The 18,642-nt window shown below is 74.1% G+C and carries 22 protein-coding genes; 17 read left to right on the plus strand and 5 right to left on the minus strand.

Annotation, left to right across the window (positions count from 1 at the left end):
* Position 1 precedes the first annotated feature (1 nt).
* The 6 genes from AB0L74_RS07455 (at position 2) to AB0L74_RS07480 (ending at position 4,190) form a co-directional block, all read left to right on the plus strand.
* On the plus strand, positions 2-1,339 hold the full coding sequence (locus tag AB0L74_RS07455) for a hypothetical protein (protein WP_365646784.1): 1,338 nt from the start codon (positions 2-4) through the stop codon (positions 1,337-1,339).
* Positions 1,340-1,497: 158 nt separating this feature from the next.
* Positions 1,498-2,232, plus strand: coding sequence for a DUF2993 domain-containing protein (locus AB0L74_RS07460; RefSeq protein WP_365646786.1), 735 nt, complete (start codon positions 1,498-1,500; stop codon positions 2,230-2,232).
* A 208-nt stretch (positions 2,233-2,440) separates the two neighbouring features.
* Positions 2,441-2,521 carry a putative leader peptide gene (locus tag AB0L74_RS07465; RefSeq protein ID WP_355172694.1) on the plus strand — a complete coding sequence of 27 codons (81 nt, stop codon included), beginning with the start codon at positions 2,441-2,443 and terminating at the stop codon, positions 2,519-2,521.
* Positions 2,522-2,654: 133 nt separating this feature from the next.
* Complete coding sequence (locus tag AB0L74_RS07470) at positions 2,655-3,494, plus strand: sulfurtransferase (RefSeq protein ID WP_365646789.1); 840 nt, start codon at positions 2,655-2,657, stop codon at positions 3,492-3,494.
* Between the two features lie 41 nt (positions 3,495-3,535).
* Positions 3,536-3,823 carry a DUF1416 domain-containing protein gene (locus AB0L74_RS07475; protein WP_028421436.1) on the plus strand — a complete coding sequence of 96 codons (288 nt, stop codon included), beginning with the start codon at positions 3,536-3,538 and terminating at the stop codon, positions 3,821-3,823.
* A gap of 106 nt (positions 3,824-3,929) precedes the next feature.
* A complete protein-coding gene (locus AB0L74_RS07480; RefSeq protein WP_365646792.1) occupies positions 3,930-4,190 on the plus strand; it encodes a DUF3099 domain-containing protein in 261 nt (86 codons plus the stop codon).
* Positions 4,191-4,194: 4 nt separating this feature from the next.
* Here the strand turns inward: AB0L74_RS07480 and AB0L74_RS07485 are convergent, their stop codons facing one another.
* Entirely contained in the window at positions 4,195-4,557 is a 363-nt protein-coding gene (locus AB0L74_RS07485; RefSeq protein WP_365646795.1) for a DsrE family protein, read from the minus strand.
* Positions 4,558-4,823: 266 nt separating this feature from the next.
* On the opposite strand from AB0L74_RS07485, the gene AB0L74_RS07490 reads away from it, so the two are divergent.
* From AB0L74_RS07490 to AB0L74_RS07500, 3 genes are read left to right on the plus strand one after another with little or no spacing between them, the layout of a single operon-like run.
* Positions 4,824-5,399: an FABP family protein gene (locus AB0L74_RS07490; RefSeq protein WP_365646797.1), complete on the plus strand. Its 576-nt coding sequence runs from the start codon at positions 4,824-4,826 to the stop codon at positions 5,397-5,399.
* Positions 5,400-5,451: 52 nt separating this feature from the next.
* The gene (locus tag AB0L74_RS07495; RefSeq protein ID WP_365646800.1) at positions 5,452-5,898 is read left to right on the plus strand and encodes a transcriptional repressor; all 447 of its coding nucleotides are present in this window, start codon (positions 5,452-5,454) and stop codon (positions 5,896-5,898) included.
* A gap of 9 nt (positions 5,899-5,907) precedes the next feature.
* Positions 5,908-6,873 (plus strand): folate-binding protein, encoded by a 966-nt coding sequence (locus AB0L74_RS07500; RefSeq protein WP_365646803.1) that lies wholly within the window; start codon positions 5,908-5,910, stop codon positions 6,871-6,873.
* 8 nt (positions 6,874-6,881) lie between these two features.
* On the opposite strand, the gene dtd is transcribed toward AB0L74_RS07500, so the two are convergent.
* Positions 6,882-7,307, minus strand: coding sequence for a D-aminoacyl-tRNA deacylase (gene dtd, locus AB0L74_RS07505; RefSeq protein WP_365646806.1), 426 nt, complete (start codon positions 7,305-7,307; stop codon positions 6,882-6,884).
* A 170-nt stretch (positions 7,308-7,477) separates the two neighbouring features.
* Here dtd and AB0L74_RS07510 point away from each other — a divergent pair, with 170 nt between their 5' ends.
* From AB0L74_RS07510 to AB0L74_RS07530, 5 genes are all read left to right on the plus strand, one after another.
* Positions 7,478-8,095, plus strand: coding sequence for an aerial mycelium formation protein (locus tag AB0L74_RS07510; RefSeq protein ID WP_365646809.1), 618 nt, complete (start codon positions 7,478-7,480; stop codon positions 8,093-8,095).
* 223 nt (positions 8,096-8,318) lie between these two features.
* Positions 8,319-9,572, plus strand: a complete 1,254-nt coding sequence (locus AB0L74_RS07515; protein ID WP_365646812.1) for a GNAT family N-acetyltransferase — start codon at positions 8,319-8,321, stop codon at positions 9,570-9,572.
* 124 nt (positions 9,573-9,696) lie between these two features.
* Positions 9,697-10,566: an HAD family hydrolase gene (locus AB0L74_RS07520; protein WP_365646815.1), complete on the plus strand. Its 870-nt coding sequence runs from the start codon at positions 9,697-9,699 to the stop codon at positions 10,564-10,566.
* Between the two features lie 86 nt (positions 10,567-10,652).
* The gene (locus AB0L74_RS07525; protein ID WP_365646817.1) at positions 10,653-11,258 is read left to right on the plus strand and encodes a TetR family transcriptional regulator; all 606 of its coding nucleotides are present in this window, start codon (positions 10,653-10,655) and stop codon (positions 11,256-11,258) included.
* Positions 11,259-11,413: 155 nt separating this feature from the next.
* Positions 11,414-13,462, plus strand: a complete 2,049-nt coding sequence (locus AB0L74_RS07530) for an AAA family ATPase (RefSeq protein WP_365646820.1) — start codon at positions 11,414-11,416, stop codon at positions 13,460-13,462.
* Between the two features lie 49 nt (positions 13,463-13,511).
* Here the strand turns inward: AB0L74_RS07530 and AB0L74_RS07535 are convergent, their stop codons facing one another.
* On the minus strand, positions 13,512-14,414 hold the full coding sequence (locus tag AB0L74_RS07535) for an NAD(P)-binding domain-containing protein (RefSeq protein WP_365646823.1): 903 nt from the start codon (positions 14,412-14,414) through the stop codon (positions 13,512-13,514).
* Between the two features lie 57 nt (positions 14,415-14,471).
* On the opposite strand from AB0L74_RS07535, the gene AB0L74_RS07540 reads away from it, so the two are divergent.
* Positions 14,472-14,819: a helix-turn-helix domain-containing protein gene (locus AB0L74_RS07540; protein ID WP_365646826.1), complete on the plus strand. Its 348-nt coding sequence runs from the start codon at positions 14,472-14,474 to the stop codon at positions 14,817-14,819.
* A 263-nt stretch (positions 14,820-15,082) separates the two neighbouring features.
* Here the strand turns inward: AB0L74_RS07540 and AB0L74_RS07545 are convergent, their stop codons facing one another.
* A complete protein-coding gene (locus tag AB0L74_RS07545; RefSeq protein WP_365646828.1) occupies positions 15,083-16,267 on the minus strand; it encodes a GDSL-type esterase/lipase family protein in 1,185 nt (394 codons plus the stop codon).
* Positions 16,268-16,310: 43 nt separating this feature from the next.
* Positions 16,311-16,901, minus strand: a complete 591-nt coding sequence (locus tag AB0L74_RS07550; protein ID WP_365646831.1) for a TetR/AcrR family transcriptional regulator — start codon at positions 16,899-16,901, stop codon at positions 16,311-16,313.
* Between the two features lie 245 nt (positions 16,902-17,146).
* On the opposite strand from AB0L74_RS07550, the gene AB0L74_RS07555 reads away from it, so the two are divergent.
* Together AB0L74_RS07555 and AB0L74_RS07560 are read left to right on the plus strand one after the other, a co-directional pair.
* Positions 17,147-17,863, plus strand: a complete 717-nt coding sequence (locus AB0L74_RS07555; protein ID WP_365646834.1) for a helix-turn-helix transcriptional regulator — start codon at positions 17,147-17,149, stop codon at positions 17,861-17,863.
* A gap of 80 nt (positions 17,864-17,943) precedes the next feature.
* A complete protein-coding gene (locus tag AB0L74_RS07560) occupies positions 17,944-18,558 on the plus strand; it encodes a hypothetical protein (RefSeq protein ID WP_365646837.1) in 615 nt (204 codons plus the stop codon).
* Positions 18,559-18,642 lie beyond the last annotated feature (84 nt).

Genomic DNA, 18,642 nt, shown 5'->3' on the forward strand with positions numbered 1-18,642 from the left:
GATGACGAACCAGCCGTACGACCAGCCGTACGAGGGGTACGGGGCGCCGGACCCGTACGGGCACCAGGCCGCCACCCCGCCGCAGTCCGCCTGGCCCGGCCAGCAGGCGTACGACGACCCGCACGCCGTCGAGCACACGCAGCAGTGGCAGGGGCAGACGTGGGAGACGCAGCTCCAGCCGCCGATCCCGGCCGAGGAGACGGCGTACCTGCCCCCGCAGGGGCAGCAGGAACCGCCGGGGACGGGGACGGGGACGGGGACCGGGTACGGAGCCCCGGCGTACCAGGCCCACCAGGCGTACCAGGCCCAGCAGGCGTACCAGCCGCAGGGGCACCAGGCGTACCAGGCCCACCAGCCGCAAGGGGACCCGGCGTACCAGCCGCACCAGGCGTACGGGGCGTACGCAGCGCAGCGGCACCCGTATCCGGGCCAGGCCGGAGACCAGGCGTACCCGGCACAGGAGCCTGCGGCACAGGGCCAGGCGGCGCACGGGTCCGCCGTCGCCACCGCGTCCGCCGGGACCGACGACGGTGCCGACGCCGGTGCCGAGCCCGGATACGGCCCGGCGACCCTCGCCGGGAACGCGCGGATCACCGACGCGCAGCGGGCCCGCGCCGAGGGCCGGTCGCCGATCATCGAGCCGGGGATGCGGCCGGCCGCGCTGACCGCGCTGCTCGGCCTGCTGCTGGCCGCCGCGGCCGCCGTCGGCACGTACGCCCTGCTGCTCCCCCTCGTCGTGCTCCAGGCCGTCACCGCGGCGGGCTGGTTCCGGCTGAACGGCATGTGGCCCGCCCGGCAGGGCATCGCGCTCGGTTTCCTGGGCGCGCTGGTGGCCGACGCGGCGCTGCTGGTGGCGGACCGCTCCCCGGCGGCGATCCTGGGCACGCTCGGCGTGTGGGTCCTGCTCGCCCTGGTGCTGCAACTGCGCTCGCACGCCGACCCGGACGAGCGGATGTACGGCCTGATGGCGACCGTCGCCGCCTCGGCCCTGGCCATCGTCGCGGGCGGCTACCTGGCGGCCGACGGGGACGCGGTCACGGTCGGCGCGGCCGCGGTGGCGGTGGCCACCGTGGCGCGGGCGCTGCCGCTGCCCACGCCGGTGTCGGTGGTCGTCGCGCTGCTGGCCGCGGCCGGTGCCGGGATCGCGGTCGGCGGGGTGACGGGCATCGGGACGCCGGGGGCGCTGCTCGGCGCCGGCGCGGCGGTGTGCGCGCTGGTCGGCCACCGGGCGGCGAGCTACGACTACCCGTCCCGTTTCGTGCACTTCACCGCCGGTGTGGCCCTGCCGCTGGCGGCGGCGGCGCCGGCCGTGTACCTGCTGGGCCGGGCGGTCGGCTGACGTCGGGCCGCGGGCGCGGTCCGCGCCGCCGGGCCTGTCACAGGTGATCGACAAAGTCCGGCCCGCCGTACGGCACGGGGTTACCCTCGCGCTGGGCGGTCGATCGGCCGTCCGGGATCGCGACCGCCGTCCACGACCGCCAGGTGGGGGAACACCGCATGCGCGCACTGCGAATACTGCTGATCGTCGTCGTGGTCCTGGGCGGGCTGTTCGTGGCGGTGGACCGCCTCGCGGTCCGTTTCGCGGAGGACGAGGCGGCGGACCGGCTGCGGGCCACCGAGGGCCTCGCCGCCGCCCCGGACGTGTCCATCGAGGGCTTTCCGTTCCTCACCCAGCTCGCCGGCGGAAAACTGGACGAGGTGAAGGTCGGCATCGACGGCTACCAGGCGGCCACCGGCGACGGCACGACGATCCGTATCGACGACCTGCGCGCGGACATGGCGGGTGTCGCGTTCTCCGGCGACTTCGGCTCCGCCACCGCCGCCACCGCCACCGGCACCGCGACGATCGCCTACGACGAGCTGCTGAAGGCCGCCCAGGCCGAGCCCGCGCGGATAGGCCCCGGGGTCACCGCCCGGCTCTCCGGACTCTCCGACGGCGGCGACGGCAAGGTCAAGGTCGAGCTGGAGGTGTCGCTGTTCGGCGCCGAACTGCCCCAGCGGGTCAGCCTGCTCAGCTCGGTCACGGTCCGCGGCGACCGGGTCGAGGTGCGGGCCGACTCCCTGCCCCGCATCGGGGACGTCGACCTCGTCGAGTCCCGGATCCGGGCGGTGAGCGACTTCCGGCAGGCGATCGACCGGCTGCCCGGCGGCGTCCGGCTGGACCGGGTCGAGGCGGCGCCGGACGGCGTCGAGATCACGGTGAAGGGCGCGGACGTCCGCCTGGCCGGGTAGGGACGAGGGCGGAAGGCGGACCGGCCGCCGTTGCGTCCGAGGGCTGAGACATCTCGTCCGCGGTGCCGCCGCGGTGCCCGGCGCGCCGGGCCGGGACGCCGTCCGGCGGGGCGCGGCGACCCCCTGCCATCCCGCCATACGGACGATCGTGTCTCAGAATCCGACACGCCGGTGACATGCCCCGCGGTCCGTCCCTACGATCGCAGTCATGAAGCGACAGGCGGATCTCACGAAGCGGCGGGCAGTGGACCTGTGCCGCGTTGCCGCCATGCTCTGTCGCGCCTTCTGAGCGGAAAGCACCGTCTTCCGCGTTCCCCGCCGCCCTGCATCAGGGCCTTCGTGCGGCGCCTCGGCGCGAGTCCGAGCGCGCGCACCCCTCGCACACGCCCGCCCCGCCGCAACTGCCCCGGAGGAGAAAGAGCATGAGCCGCAGCGACGTGCTGGTCGACGCCGACTGGCTTCAGGACCACCTGGACGACCCGAACATCGCGATCGTCGAGGTGGACGAGGACACGTCCGCGTACGACAAGAACCACATCCGCAACGCCATCAAGATCGACTGGACGCAGGACCTACAGGACCCGGTCCGCCGCGACTTCGTCGACCAGGAGGGCTTCGAGAAGCTCCTGTCGGCCAAGGGCATCGCCAACGACACGCTGGTGATCCTCTACGGCGGCAACAACAACTGGTTCGCCTCCTACGCGTACTGGTACTTCAAGCTGTACGGCCACGAGAACGTCAAGCTCCTCGACGGCGGCCGCAAGAAGTGGGAGCTGGACGCCCGCGAGCTGGTCGAGGAGGTGCCCGAGCGCCCGGCGACGCAGTACAAGGCCAAGCCGCAGAACACCGCCATCCGCGCCTTCCGCGACGACGTCGTCAAGGCGATCGGCGCGCAGAACCTGGTCGACGTCCGCTCGCCCGACGAGTTCTCCGGCAAGCTGCTCGCCCCGGCGCACCTGCCCCAGGAGCAGTCGCAGCGCCCGGGCCACGTCCCCACCGCCAAGAACATCCCGTGGTCGAAGAACGCCAACGACGACGGCACGTTCAAGTCGGACGAGGAGCTGAAGAAGCTCTACGAAGAGGAGAACGTCGACCTCTCCAAGGACACCATCGCCTACTGCCGCATCGGCGAGCGCTCGGCGCTGACCTGGTTCGTCCTGCACGAGCTGCTGGGCGTGGAGAACGTCAGGAACTACGACGGCTCCTGGACCGAGTACGGCTCCCTCGTCGGCGTGCCGATCGAGCTGGGTTCCGGCAAGTAAGCCCCCCGACCGACCTCTCATCACCCCTTCAGGAGTACGACATGTGTGGAGCGAAGGCCGGCGGCCCCGACGCCTCGACGATCAAGCCGGGTGAGACCACGATCCAGGGTCAGGTGACCCGCGACGGCGAGCCGGTGACGGGCTACGTCCGTCTGCTGGACTCGACCGGCGAGTTCACGGCGGAGGTCCCCACCTCCGCGACGGGCCAGTTCCGCTTCTACGCGGCCGAGGGCACCTGGACCGTCCGCGCCCTGGTGCCGGGCGCCACCGCCGACCGCACGGTCGTCGCCCAGAAGGGCGGCCTGGCGGAGGTCGCGATCGCCGTCTGACGCCGGCGCGGTGACCGGCTGAGGGGCCGCTTCCCCCGGGTTGGACACCTGGGAGGCGGCCCCTTCGGCATGCCCGTCCGGCCCGTTGCCGTCCTACCCTGGACGCATGTACACACGGCGCCGGCACGTGTACTTCGCCATGATGGGCACCTGCATCGGGCTCTTCGTCCTGGCCTGGGGCGTCGTGCGCCTGTGGTCCGTCCCGGTGGCGGTCGGCATGTGCGTGGCCGCCATGGTCATCCCGCCGTGCGCCGCCGTGATCGCCAACCGGCGCGGCCCCGACGACCGCTGGTGGGACGATCCCTCCGGCGACCCGCAGTCCGACCGGTGGTGGGACGAGCTGGACGGCAGAGGCGGCGGGAGATGAGGGCTCAGTAGACGAGTGCCTGGGTGTCGTCGGCGAGCGCCTCCTGCACGAACACCTGCGCCCCCGCGATCCGGACGCCCTCGATCACGTCCTTCTCCGTGATCTCGCGGCGGGCCGCGCACTGCGTGCACAGCGTCAGCCGGCCGCCCGCCAGGATCGAGTCCAGCAGATCGGGCAGCGGCGCCGCGTGCGGCAGCTCGAACTCCGCGGCCCGGCCCGGCAGCGCGAACCAGGAGGACTCGCCGGTCAGCCACAGGGAGACCTCGACCCCGCTGGCCACGGCGACCGCCGCCACCGTGAACGCCTGCGAGCAGCGTTCGGGGGCATCGGCCCCCGCGGTCACCTTGATCACGAGCTTCTTCGCCATGACCGCATCGTACGGCCGACGCCAGGGCGCACCTCACAGGGAGAGCCGTGCCCCGGCCGCGTAAGCTGGGCCCCGGCCCTGTGCACGTAGCGCACGCACCGCACTCCGCTCAAGCGAGGAGCACCCCGTGGAGATCTTCTTCGAAATCCTGCTGGTCCTGGTCTGCGTCGGCGTCCTCGCCTTCGCCGGACTGACCGTGAAGAAGCTGTTCCAGGGCCAGCGCTGACGCGCCCCCCATCCTTACGTACGAGACATCTGAGCTGCTCATGATCGAGATCCCGTCCGACCTCCACAAGGACCTCGTCCCGCTCGCCTTCCTGCTCGGCAACTGGGCGGGCGCGGGCGTGCACGACTTCCCCGGCTCCGAGAAGTGCAACTTCGGGCAGGAGGTCACCTTCACCCACGACGGCCGGGACTTCCTCGAGTACCACTCCCACACCTGGGTGCTGGACAAGGACGGCAACAAGGTCCGTCCCCTGGAGTCCGAGCACGGCTACTGGCGCATCGACGCCGACCGCAAGGTCGAGGTCACGATGACCCGCGACGACGGCGTCATCGAGATCTGGTACGGCGAGATGGCCGAGAAGAAGCCGCAGATCGACCTCGTGACCGACGCGGTGGCCCGCACGCCCGCCTCCGGCCCCTACAGCGGCGGCAAGCGCCTGTACGGCTACGTCAAGAGCGACCTCATGTGGGTCGGCGAGAAGCAGACCCCCGAGGTCCCGCTGCGCCCCTACATGTCGGCGCAGCTGAAGAAGGTCGTCACCCCCGAGGAGGTCGAGCGCTGGGCCAAGGCCCTCCCCGACGACCTGCCGGACGACGGGATCGCCTTCTTCAAGTAGACCGGTGGCCGAAGGCGGCCGGTGACCGCCCGGAGGGTCCTAGACTTTCGGTGTGGTGAGCACCGACTGGAAGAGCGACCTCAGGCAGCGCGGCTACCGGCTGACGCCGCAGCGGCAACTCGTGCTCGAAGCCGTGGACACCCTGGAGCACGCGACCCCCGACGACATCCTCAGCGAGGTGAGGAAGACGGCGTCGGGGGTCAACATTTCCACGGTCTACCGCACGCTGGAGCTCCTGGAGGAGCTGGGGCTGGTCAGCCACGCCCATCTGGGGCACGGGGCGCCGACGTACCACCTCGCCGACCGGCACCACCACATCCACCTGGTCTGCCGCGACTGCACCAACGTCATCGAGGCGGACCTGAGCGTCGCCGCCGACTTCACCGCCAAGCTGCGCGAGGAGTTCGGCTTCGAGACGGACATGAAGCACTTCGCGATCTTCGGCCGGTGCCGGGAGTGCACCGATTCGTCTGGTGAGGGTTCAAGTGACGAGTCGTAGGCTGGTCCTATGAAGAGCCCCCTGCTGTCCCTGCCCGGCGCCGTGCCCGCCGAGGGCGTGGACGAAGGCGTCGCCGCCCACTACGGCGACCTGTTCCGCGAGCAGCGCGCCCTCGCCGACGGCACCGGCTTCGTCGACCTCTCGCACCGGGGTGTCGTCACCGTCTCCGGCGAGGACCGGCTCGGCTGGCTGCACCTGCTGCTCACCCAGCACGTCAGCGAACTCCCCGCCGGCCAGGCCACCGAGGCGCTGATCCTGTCCGCCAACGGCCACATCGAGCACGCCCTGTACCTCGTCGACGACGGCGAGACCGTCTGGGCCCACGTCGAGCCGGGCACCCAGGAGGCGCTGATCGCGTACCTGGAGTCGATGAAGTTCTTCTACAGGGTGGAGGTCGCCGACCGTACCGCCGGCGTCGCGGTCGTCCATCTGCCGGCCGGTTCCATCACCGAGGCGCCCGAGGACGCCGTCGTCCGCGAGACGCCGCACGGCCGCGACCTGTTCCTGCCGCGCGACGGCCTGGAGTCCTTCGCCGCCCAGGCCGGCCCCCCGGCCGGGATCCTCGCCTACGAGGCGCTGCGCGTGGAGCAGCACCGCCCGCGCCTGGGCTTCGAGACCGACCACCGCACCATCCCGCACGAGCTGGGCTGGATCGGGTCCGCCGTCCATCTCCAGAAGGGCTGCTACCGGGGCCAGGAGACGGTCGCGCGGGTGCAGAACCTGGGGAAGCCGCCGCGCCGCCTGGTCTTCCTGCACCTGGACGGCAGCGAGGTGCACCTCCCGGTGCCCGGGACGGAGATCCGCCTCGCGGACGACGGGGCGGACGGCCGCAAGGTCGGTTTCGTCACCACCTCCGCACGCCACCACGAGCTGGGCCCGGTCGCCCTCGCCCTGGTCAAGCGGAACGTGCCGGTGGACGCGCGGCTGATGGCCGGGGACACGGCCGCCGCCCAGGAGACCGTCGTCGAGCCCTGAGGCTCTCCTCAGATCTCCAGCAGGACCGTGAACGGGCCGTCGTTCGTCAGCCCCACCCGCATCTGGGCGCCGAACCGGCCCGTGGCCACCGTCGCGCCCAGCGCGCGCAGCCGGGCGACGACCTCGTCGACGAGCGGCTCGGCGACCTCGCCGGGGGCGGCGGCGTTCCAGGTGGGGCGCCGGCCCTTGCGGGCGTCGCCGTAGAGGGTGAACTGGCTGATCACCAGCAGCGGGGCGCCGGTGTCGCTGCACGACCTCTCGTCGTGCAGCATGCGCAGCGACCACAGCTTGCGGGCCAGCCGGTCCGCCTTCTCCACGGTGTCGTCGTGGGTGACGCCGACCAGGACGCACAGCCCCTCGCCCTCGATCGCGCCCACCGTCTCGCCGTCCACGACGACGCTCGCGCCGTCCACCCTCTGCACCACCGCACGCATGCCGCCATGATGCCGGTGCCGTCGTGAGCGGCCGGAAGGGGGGCCGCACGGGGGTCGATCATGTCTCCGTAACCCCCCATCTGGGGCTGATCGGGGGCACTCGTTCACATTGCGACCACTTGGGGTGGCACGATGCTCTCACACGCCGGTCGAGGGGACGGTAGAGGCACATGAGCACACCGAGCACCGAGCAGCACCCGGGAGCGTTCTCGGTCACCCACGCGGTGGGCCGGGATACGCCCCGGCCGCCCGTCCAGCGCACGGACAGCCCGGAGCTGCCGGCGCCACCGCCCAGGCCCGGCCTGACCGAACTGAGCCTGCCCGAGCTGCGCACGCTGCGCCGGGACGCCCAGCGCGAGGAGGCCGACCTCAGCTACGTGCGGCGCCTGTTGCAGGGTCGGATCGACATCCTGCGGGCGGAGCTGGCCCGGCGGGGGCCGGCGTCCGCGAAGGACCGGGGCGGGGCGCCGGTGGTGGAACGGCTGCCGGAGATCCTCACGGACGCCCCGGCCCGGCACCGCTCCTCGGCCCGGCACGTGACGCTGGGCACCCCCCGCAGCGAGGAGTGCCGGCTGCTGGTGGAGGAGATGCTGGCCGAGGTGTCGCTGTCGGACCTCGGCGCCCGCACCGACCAGGAGCTGAACACCGCGATGGGGCGGCTCGTCCGGTACGAGCAGCAGGTCTCCCGGCGGCGGCAGCGGTTGCAGCGCACGGCCGACGGGTGCGGCGCGGAGATCGCCCGCCGCTACCGGGACGGGGAGGCACAGGTCGACGACCTGCTCGTCTGAGGCGCGGTACCTCCGCGACGGCCGGCTGGGCGGCGCGCCCGCGGGTGGTGGAGGAGCGGCGGCGGCCGGAGGCGGTCGCCGCCGCTCCTCCACCACGGGCGCGGGCGGCGCCGTCGCACCGGCGCGGGCGGCGCCGACGACAGGGCGCCGGTGGGAGCCCGGCGGGAGCCCGGTGGGAAGAAAGCCGGGGCCGGTCTCGTGCCCGTCCGCCTACCGTGATCACATGAACCGCCGCGCCGACATCGACGTACGCCCCATCACCGAGGCCGAGCTGCCCGAGTGGAACCGGGCCCTGCACACCGGGTTCCTGCAAGAACCCACCGTCACCGAGGCGCAGTTGGCGGCCCGTCGCTCCCACTTCGTGCCCGGCCGTCTCCTCGGCGCCTTCGACGGCGGCCGCTGCGTCGCGACCTACCGGTCCTTCGCGCAGGAGCTCACCGCGGTCGGCGGTGCCCCTGTCCCGGCCGACGCCGTCTCCAACGTCACCGTGACCCCGACCCACCGCCGCCGCGGTCTGCTGTCCCGGATGATGGCCCACGACCTGGCCGCGGCCAGGGAGCGCGGGGACGTCGTCGCCACGCTGATCGCGGCCGAGTACCCGATCTACGGCCGGTACGGATTCGGCCCCGCCACCACCATGACCGAGTGGACGGTCGACGTGCCGCGCGCCGGCCTCGACCCCCGCTGGGCGGGCCCGCAGGACGGCGGCCGGATCGACCTCGTGGACGGCGAGGACGTGCGCGAGCTCGGCCCGGAACTGCACGAGCGGCTGCGCCGCGCCCAGCCGGGCGCCGTCAGCCGCACCGAGCTCTGGTGGCGGAGCGCCACCGGCTCCGTGCGGTTCGAACCCTCGTGGACCGAGCCCTTCCACGCCGTCTACCGCTCCGCGGCCGGCGAGGTCGAGGGCATGGTCTCCTACGTGGCGGACGACACCTGGGGCGACGCCAAGCAGCCGCTGAACACGGTGACGGTGAAGTGGCTGATCGGCGTCACCCCGGCCGCCGAGCGGGCCCTGTGGCACTACCTGTGCGCGATCGACTGGGTCGTCCGGGTCAAGAGCGGCCGGCGGGCCCCCGACGACCTGCTGCCGCTCTTCCTGCCGGACCCGCGCGCGGCCAGGATCACCACGCAGGCGGACTGGCTGTGGGTGCGGATCCTGGACGTCGTACGGGCCCTGGAGGCGCGGACGTACGGCGCGTCGGGCGCGCTCGTGCTGGAGGTCGCCGACCCGTCCCCGGGGGCGGGCGGCCGGTGGCTGCTGGAGGCGTCCCCGGAGGGCGCGTCCTGCGCGGCGACGACCCGCGACGCCGATCTCGTGCTGGGCGCGGGCGAGCTGGCGTCGCTGTGGCTCGGGGACGAGTCGGCGCTGCGGCTCGCGGCGCTGGGGCGGATACGGGAGGAACGGGCGGGCGCCGCCCGGACCGCCGACGCCCTGCTGCGTACGTCCAGGCGGCCTTGGTGCCCGGACATGTTCTGAGCGTTCCTCCCTCGCGCCCGCGAGAAGGCGACCGGGGCGCGGGCCGCCGCGGGTGGGTGGAGGAATCGCGGAAGCGGGCGGACGCCCTCTGGGAAACCACCGCCATGGACCTGACACTTGCCTGGTGACTTCCGATGCGACGCACATACAGTCGGCGCGGGCGGAAACCGACGCCGGCCCGGAGCGGTTACGGAACCTGGTCATCGGCGCCCGCCTCGTGCTCTGGGGCTTCGACGGGCCGGTCTGCCGGCTCTTCGCCGGGCACGCGGCGGAGCGTGTGTCGGCCGATCTGCTGCGGTGGCTGGAGGGCCGGGGCCTGCGCGGCCTGCCGGCCGAGGCCGGGCGAGTGGCTCCCGATCCGCGGGCCGAGCCGGAGGCTCCCGATCCGCGGGCCGAGGCCGGGCGAGTGGCTCCCGATCCGCGGGCCGAGCCCGGGCGGGAGGCCCCCGACCCGCGGGCCGAGCCCGGGCGGGAGGCCCCCGATCCGCAGGCCGTGCTGCGCGCCGCGCACCGGCGGCGTCCGGGCGGTGACCTGATCGCCCAACTGGAGGAACGTCTCACCCAGGAGGAACTGCGGGCCGCCGCCTCCGCGATGCCCGCCGCCTACGCGGATCCGCTGATACGGACCTGGACCGCGGTGGGGGCCCGGCAGGCCGTCGTCACCGACCGGTCCCCGCGCGCGGTCCGCGCCTATCTGGCCGGGCGCGGCCTGCTGGCCTGCTTCGAACCGCGCATCTACGGCCGTACCCCGGACGCCCACCGCCTCGCGCCGGACCCGCACCGCCTCGACCGCGCCCTGCACGCGACCGGAGCCGTGCCCTCCACCACCTTGGTGATCGGTGACACCCCCGCCGCCGTCGCGGCCGCGCGGGAGGCGGGCGTGGGCTTCCTCGGCTACGCGCGCGCCGAGCGGAAGGCGGAGGCCCTGCGGCGGGCCGGGGCCCCGGTGGTCATCAGATCGCTTGAGCCGGTGCTCCGGCTGCTGAGGGAGTAGCCCGCGGCCTCCCGCGAGACGGGCGCCGCCCCACCGGCCCGCTGCCGGCCGGTGGGGCGGGCAGGGGGCTGCGTAGGCTCACCGGCATGAGCGAGATGGGCCTGCGGGAGCGGAAGAAGCGGCGGACGTACCAGGTGCTGTCGGACATCGCCATCCGGCTCTTCGTGGAGAAGGGGTTCGACGCGGTGTCCGTCGCCGAGGTGGCCGCCGCGGCGGAGGTCTCCAAACCCACGCTGTTCCGGTACTTCCCGGCCAAGGAGGACCTCGTCCTGCACCGGATCGCCGACCACGAGGGAGAGGCGGCGCGGGCGGCGCGGCAGGGGCCGGCGCCCGTGGAGGCGCTGCGGCGGCACTTCCTCGACGGGCTGCGGCGGTGCGATCCGGTCACCGGGCTGAACGACGACCCGGAGGTGCTGGCCTTCCACGCACTGCTGTACGGGACTCCCGCGCTGGTGGCGCGGCTGCACACGCATCTGGAGCGCTCCGAGGCCGCGCTCGCCGAGGCGCTGGGCGGGGACCTGGAGGCGCGGCTGGCCGCCGGGCAGATCGTCGCCGTCCAGCGGATCCTCGCCCAGGAGAACTGGCGCCGGATCGCGGCCGGGGAACGGGTGGCGGACGTCCGGGCGGACGCGGTGGCGGCGGCGGAGCGGGCGTTCGGGCTGCTGGCGGCGGGACTGCCGCACCTCGCGTGAGCGCCTGACCCGGCCTGGGGGCCCTGACCTCGCCTGGGAGCCCTGGCGCCGGGGGAGCCCTGACCTGGCCAGGGTGCCCTGACCTCGCCCGGGGAGCCCGTTAGAATCTCGGTAAGAAATGTAACTCGGTAACGTTATTGGGTACGCTCGGTGGCATGACGCCATCCGACCCCGCCCTCCGCCACGCCCTCCGTCAGGAACGCGCCCACCACGACCGCTGCCGCGCCGCTCTCGCCGCCATGGCCGCCGGGGCCCGGGAACAGGTCGTCACCGGCGAGGACGTCTCCGCCTCCGGCGCCGACGCCGAAGTACTCGGCTACCGCCTGCGCAGCCGGGCCAAGGCGCTGCGCGAGCTGCCCGAGGGGCCGTTGTTCTTCGGCCGGCTGGACTTCGCGGGCGCGCGGGACGGGTCCGGCGGGCAGCACGCCGGGCAGCGCTACCACATCGGCCGGCTGCGGATCACCGAGCACCCCGCCGAACCGCCCCTGGTCGTCGACTGGCGCGCCCCCGTCTCCCGCGCCTTCTACCAGGCCACCGCCCGCGACCCGCAGGGCGTCGCCGTCCGCCGCCGCTTCGGCTGGGCGCCCGGCGGCCGGGGCGACTCCGCCGACCTCACCGGGCTGGAGGACGAGCACCTCGGCCGGGGCGAGTCCCGGCCGGGCGATATCGTCCGGCGGGAGATCGAACGGCCGCGCGTCGGGCCCATGCGCGACATCGCCGCCACCATCCAGCCCGAGCAGGACGACCTCGTCCGCGGCGAGCTGTCCGCCTCCGTCTGTGTGCAGGGCGCCCCCGGCACCGGCAAGACCGCCGTCGGCCTGCACCGGGCCGCCTACCTGCTCTACACCCACCCGCGGCGCGTCCAGCGCGGCGGTCTGCTGATCCTCGGCCCGAACCGCACCTTCCTCTCCTACATCTCCGAGGTGCTTCCCGCCCTCGGCGAGACCGGTGTGCGGCAGGCGACCCTCCAGGAGGAGATCGCCCGGCACCCCGTCACCGGTGCCGACGAGGAGCGGGCCGCCGCCGTCAAGCACGACGCGCGGATGGCCGGGGTGCTGCGCCGGGCGCTGTACGCGCGGGTGGGGGCCGGTGCCGCCGGCTCCCTCGCCGTGCCGGACGGCTCGTACCGCTGGCGGGTGCCCGCCGACGAACTCGCGCGGATCGTCGCCGGGGTGCGGGCGGAGGAACCCCCGTACGGCGTCGGGCGGGAACGGGTGCGCGGCCGGATCGTGCGCCACCTCCAGGACCAGGCCGAGCGGCGCGGCGGGCCGCGCACCAGCGCCTGGGCGCGCGGGATCGAACGGGCGCGGCCGGTCGGCGCCTGCCTCGACGCCGTATGGCCCCGGGTACGGCCGGAGGAGGTCGTCGCCGCACTGCTCGGCGACCCCGGGGCGCTGGCCGAGGCCGCCGACGGGCTGCTCGACGCCGACGAGCAGAAGGCCGTGCTGTGGGCGCGGCCCCCGCGGTCGTGGAAGTCGGCCCGCTGGTCCGCCGCCGACCTGGTCCTCCTCGACGAGGTGGCCGGGCTCCTCGAACACCCCCAGGGATACGGCCACATCGTCGTCGACGAGGCGCAGGACCTGTCCCCGATGGAGTGCCGGGCCATCGCCCGGCGGGCGGCCTTCGGCTCGCTCACCGTCCTCGGCGACCTGGCGCAGGGCACCACCCCGTGGGCGGCGCGGTCCTGGGCGACGGTCCTGCGCCACCTGGGCCGCCCGGACGCCGCCGTGGTGCCGCTGACCACCGGATTCCGGGTGCCGCGGGCGGTCGTCGGCCTCGCCAACCGGCTGCTGGAGCGGCTCGGCGTCGACGTCCCGCCCGCTCGGTCGCTGCGCGGCGACGGTGAGCTGGCGTTCCGCGCGGTCGCGCCCGGCGAGGTGCCGGCCGCGGTCGCCGCCGCCGTACGGGGCGCGCTCGCCCGGGAGGGGTCCGTCGGGGTCATCGCCGCCGACGCGGACGTGCCCCGGGTGCGGGCGGCACTGGACGCGGCGGGCATCGGGGCGGCCGGGCCCGAGGAGCCGGGCGCCCGGGTCGCCGTGGTCCCGGCGAGCGTCGTCAAGGGCCTGGAGTACGACCATGTCGTGGCCGTCGAGCCCGCGGCGATCGCCGAGGCGGAGGAGCGGGGACCGCACCGGCTCTACGTGGTGCTGACCCGTGCGGTGTCCCGGCTGGAGGTGGTGCACGGGCGGCCGCTGCCGTTCTGACCCGCCGGGCCGCCCGGGGATCAGGCCCGACCCGGGCCCGCCCGGCGGGTCAGGCCCGGCCCAGCAGCTCCACGACCCGGCTGAACCCGTCGCCGCCGTGCCCTTGGGCGATCACCCGCCGGGCCTGGCCCTCGATCACCCGCATCACGCCCGCGTCGATGCCGTGGGCCTCGGAGGCGTGGACGACGTGCGCCATCGTCGAGGCCGCCGACGTGATCGGGTTCAGCTCACCGGAGTAGGTGCCGTCGTCGATGTCCCCGGCGAACTCCGTGAACAGCGGCGGGAGGATGGCGGCGATGCCCTGGGCGAAGGGGGCCAGCTCGCGCGCGGTGACGCCCTCCGCCCGCGCCACGGCGACGGCGTGCGCGTACCCCGCCATCGCGGTCCAGAAGATGTCGAGCAGCGCGATGTCGTACGCCGCGGCCCGGCCGGCGTCCTCGCCGAGGTGGGTGTGGCTGCCGCCGAGCACCGCCAGCACGGGCTGGTGCTCCCGGTAGAGCTCCTCGGGTCCGCTGAAGAGGAACACCGCGTCGGCCGTGCCGATGGTCGGCGCCGGCGTCATGATCGCGCCGTCCAGGTAGCGCACGCCGTGCCGGTCGGCCCAGGCCGCGGTGTCCCTGGCCCGCTCGGGCGTGTCGGCGCTCAGGTTCACCACCGTACGGCCCTTCAGGGCGGTGGTGACGGCGTCCTGGCGCAGTACGGCGTCGGAGGCGTCGTAGTTCACCACGCAGACGACGGTCAGGTCACTGGCGGCCACCGCCTCCTCGGCGGAGGCGGCCGGGACGGCACCCCGGGCGGCCAGCTCGGTGTCGCGGCCGGGGGTGCGGTTCCAGACGGTGGTGCGCACTCCGGCGTCCAGGAAGGCGCCCGCCAGCGCCCGGCCCATCGGGCCGAGCCCGAGGACGGTGACAGAGGGGACGGCGGCGGTGGGCTGATCGCTGTGCAGGGACATGGTTCAACTCCCATAATGAACAGAACAATTGACAATCACTGAGAAACGGGGCACGGCATGACGCACCGGCGTCACGATCCGGAGGTCTGCGGCGTGACCGCGGCGATCGCCGTGATCGAGGGCAAGTGGAAGACCACGCTGCTGTGGCTGCTCGAATCCGGCCCGCACCGCCCGGCCGAACTGCGCCGGAGGGTGCCCGGCCTCACCGAGAAGGTGCTGACTCAGGCGCTGCGCGAGATGGAGGCGGACGGACTGGTGCACCGGGAGGTGTACGACGTGCTGCCGCCGAAGACCGAGTACTCCCTGACCCCGTTCGGCCGTGACCTCGCCGAGGCGCTCGGACCCGTCTCCGACTGGGGCCACCGCCGCCTGGAGCGGCTTGCCGTGACGCGCACGGCGTCCTGACGCATCCGCACCCCCTCGCTCCTTTTCCGATGGCCCGGTGCCGTCCCGTTCGCCCCTCCACCAGGGTCCGCCGGTGCGCGTCCGCTGCCAAGTACGCACAAAAAAGTGGGTGTTCGCGGGCGGCGCGCGGCGCCGGGCCGGGGAGGTGCGCGGCACCGGTCCAGGGAGGGGCGCGGCGCCCAGCGGGGACGGGTGCGGCGCCGAGCCGGAGCGGTGCGCGGCGCCCAGCCGGGGAGGGGTGCGGTGGGGGCTCGGAGCGGGGGTCAGGCGGTGCGGCCGGCGAAGGGGCCGCCGGGGGCGAAGGCCAGTTCGGCGAAGCGCTCGCCGATGCGGCGGTGGGCGGCGGCGTCCGGGTGGAGTCCGTCGGGCAGCGGCAGCTCGGCGTAGTCCGCCTCGCCGTACAGCGCGCGGCCGTCCAGGTAGTGCAGGTGCGGATCGTCGGCCGCGCGCTGCCGCACGATGCGGGAGAGTTCGTCGCGGATGACGGTGAGGGTCAGCTTCCCGGCGGCGCGTTCGGCGGGGTCCCCGGTGGCCCGGAACCGGAGCTTCCCTTCGCTCAGCGCGCCGAAGTCGAAGGCGCAGGGGCCGGGGGTGTCCTCGTGGAGGGGGCAGTACAGGGGCGAGACGACCAGCAGCGGCGCGGTGGGGTGACCCTCGCGGAGGGTGTCGAGGAAGCCGTGGACGGCCGGGGTGAAGGCGCGCAGCCGCATGAGGTCGGCGTTGACCAGATTGATGCCGATCTTGACGCTGATCAGGTCGGCGGGCGTGTCCCGCATGGCGCGGGCGGTGAACGGGTCGAGCAGGGCACTGCCGCCCAGACCCAGGTTGACCAGGTCCACGCCGCCCCGGGCGGCGGCCAGCGCGGGCCAGGTGGTGGAGGGGCTCGCGGCGTCGGAGCCGTGGCTGATCGAGCTGCCGTGGTGCAGCCAGACCGCGCGGCCCCGGTCGGGCACCGGCTCGACGGGGGCGTTCGTGCGCAGGGCGACGAGCTCGGTGGTCTCGTTGTGCGGCAGCCAGATCTCGACGTCCTTGGCGTGGTCGGGCAGGCCGGTGAAGCGGAGGGTGACGGGCCGGCCGGGCCGGTGCTCGGTCTTCCCGGTGGCCAGGTCGATGGCGAGGACGTGACCGCCCTCCGCGCCGGCCCGCGCGTGCGGGCGGCCGTCGACGAGCAGGTCGTAGACGCCGTCCGGGCGGGGCGGGGCACCGGCGTAGACCCGCTTGGTGGGCAGGGTGTCCAGCTCCACGGCGGTGGCCCGGGTGCGGAAGACCAGCCGTACGCCGGACGGCTGGGACTCGGCCAGGGCGAGCTGGGGGTCGGCGCACCGCGCGCGGGCCCGGGCGGGCAGCCGGTGCGGCAGCAGGCCGCCGCGCTCGGTCCGCTCCAGTTCGAGAGCGCCGCGCAGGAGGGCCTCGGTCAGGGGGGTGGTGATCCAGTCGTGTGGGTGCATGGCTCCGGCCTGCTGTTCGTCGGTCGGGGGTCCGGCCCGTCGGTCACGGGTGGGGGTGGCCGGCGCCGGGTGCGGGCCAGGTGCGCAGCAGTGAGTCCAGGGCGTCCAGGACGCGGGCCCAGCTCTCCTCGGAGTCCGGGGCGCTGTGGCTGAACCCGCCGGCCGCCTCCAGGCTGACGTAGCCGTGGAAGACGCTGCCCAGCAGCCGGACGGCGTGCGTCTGGTCGGGCTCCGCCAGGTCGTATCCGCGCAGCAGGGCGCGGGTCATCCGCGCCTGCCGGACCCCCGCGCTGGCCGCCGCGGTCTCCGGGTCCAGGGGCAGCCGGGCCGCGGTGTAACGGCCGGGGTGCTCGCGGGCGTAGTCGCGGTAGACGTTCGCGAGCGCCGTCAGGGCGTCCTTGCCGGCCCGTCCGGCCAGCGCGTCGGCGGCCCGGTCGGCGAGTTCCTCCAGGGCGAGCAGGGCGATCCGCGTCCTGAGCTCCTGCGAGTTCTTCAGGTGGGAGTAGAGGCTGGCGACCTTGACGCCGAACCGCCGGGCGAGCGCCGAGACGGTGACCTGGTCGAAGCCGACCTCGTCGGCGAGCTCGGCGGCCGCCCGGACCAGGCGCTCCGTGGTCAGCCCCGCGCGTGCCATGGCCGTCGTCCTCCCTCTCTCCCACGTCTTCCATGAGGAAGTCGTCTTCCATGAGGAAGTCGTCTTCCATGAGGAAGTCATCTTCCATGAGGAAGTCATCTTCCATAGGGAAGTATGGAACAGCCTAAAGCCTTTAGGCAAATGATGGTGCCTCTTAGTTTCGCCGCGGTCGCCGCCACCCGCGCGCGTACGACTTTTGCAAGCAGGTGCTTGCAACAGTTAGCAAGGTGGGGCATCGTGGAGGCATGGCATCGCTCAACGTCGGCAATCTCGGTGAGTACCTGCGCGAGCAGCGGCGCAACGCGCAGCTGTCGCTGCGTCAGCTCGCCGACGCCGCCGGGGTGTCCAATCCGTACCTGAGCCAGATCGAGCGCGGGCTGCGCAAGCCGAGCGCGGAGGTGCTGCAACAGGTCGCCAAGGCGCTCAGGATCTCCGCCGAGACGCTGTACGTGCGGGCGGGGATCCTCGACGCCGACCGGGACCGCGACGAGGTGGAGACGAGCGCCGCCATCCTCGCCGACCCGACGCTCACCGAGCGGCAGAAACAGGTGCTGCTCCAGATCTACGAGTCCTTCCGCAAGGAGAACGGCTTCGGAGCCCCGGCCTCCGCGCCCTCCCCGGCAGAGGTCCCGGCGGACCGGGCGGCGGGGGAGCGGGACGGGGCGGACGCCCCGGGCGAGGCCCGGGACGGCGTGCGGCGCGATGCCTCCGACGGCGCCGGCCCCGACGGCGGCACTTCCATACGCGGCCTGCGCGCGGGCGACGCCGACGCCGTACGCCGTTCCCTTGACGGCGACGCCGATGCCGACGCCGTACGCCTTTCCGCTGACGGCGACGCCGATGCCGTACGCCGTTCCCGCGACGCCGACGCCGGCGGGGCGGCGGGCGATCAGGGCGCCGTCGCGCGCCGCACCCGCGAGGCCGGTGGCGACGACGCCGGACCGCGCCATTCGGCCGGGTGAGACGGACGCGCGATCCGGCCGGACGAGCGCGGGAACCCCACACAACCCTCACAGCGAACGCGACCGGGAGGTCCAGCACCATGGCCATCACCGACGACCTGCGCAAGACCCTCAGCGACCCCACCCCGCTCTACTTCGCCGCGGGCACCGCCGACCTCGCCTGGCAGCAGGCGAAGAAGGTGCCCGTCCTGGTGGAGCAGCTGCGCGCCGAGGCCCCGTCCCGTATCGAGGCCGTCCGCAACACCGACCCGAAGGACGTCCAGCAGAAGGCGACCGCCCGGGTCAAGGAGACGCAGTCGACCCTTCAGACCAAGGTGAACGAGTTCCTGGGCTCCCTCGACACCGACCTGAAGAAGCTCGGTGAGACCGCCCAGGACCTCGCGCTGCGCGGGGTGGGCGTCGCCGCCGAGTACGCCGTCAAGGCCCGGGAGACCTACGAGAAGGTCGCCGAACACGGCGAGCAGGCCGTGCGCACCTGGCGCGGCCAGGCCGCCGAGGGCATCGAGGACATCGCCGAGGAGGTGGAGGAGCTGGCCGTCGCCGTCGAGCCGAAGCCCGAGCCGGTCACGGTCGAGGAGGACGAGCCCGCCGGCGCCGGGGCCGAGCCGGCCGCGGCGAAGAAGGCCCCGGCCAGGAAGGCCCCGGCGCGGAAGCCGGCCACCGGCGCGAAGAACACGACCCCGTCGGGCGAGTGAGCCGTCCGTAAGCGGGCGGCGGACCAACAGGGGCGTACGGGTACGGGCCGGGCACGTGCGGGATGCCCGGCCCGTTCCTCCGGT

Source organism: Streptomyces sp. NPDC052020, assembly GCF_040680575.1.
GTDB lineage: Bacteria > Actinomycetota > Actinomycetes > Streptomycetales > Streptomycetaceae > Streptomyces.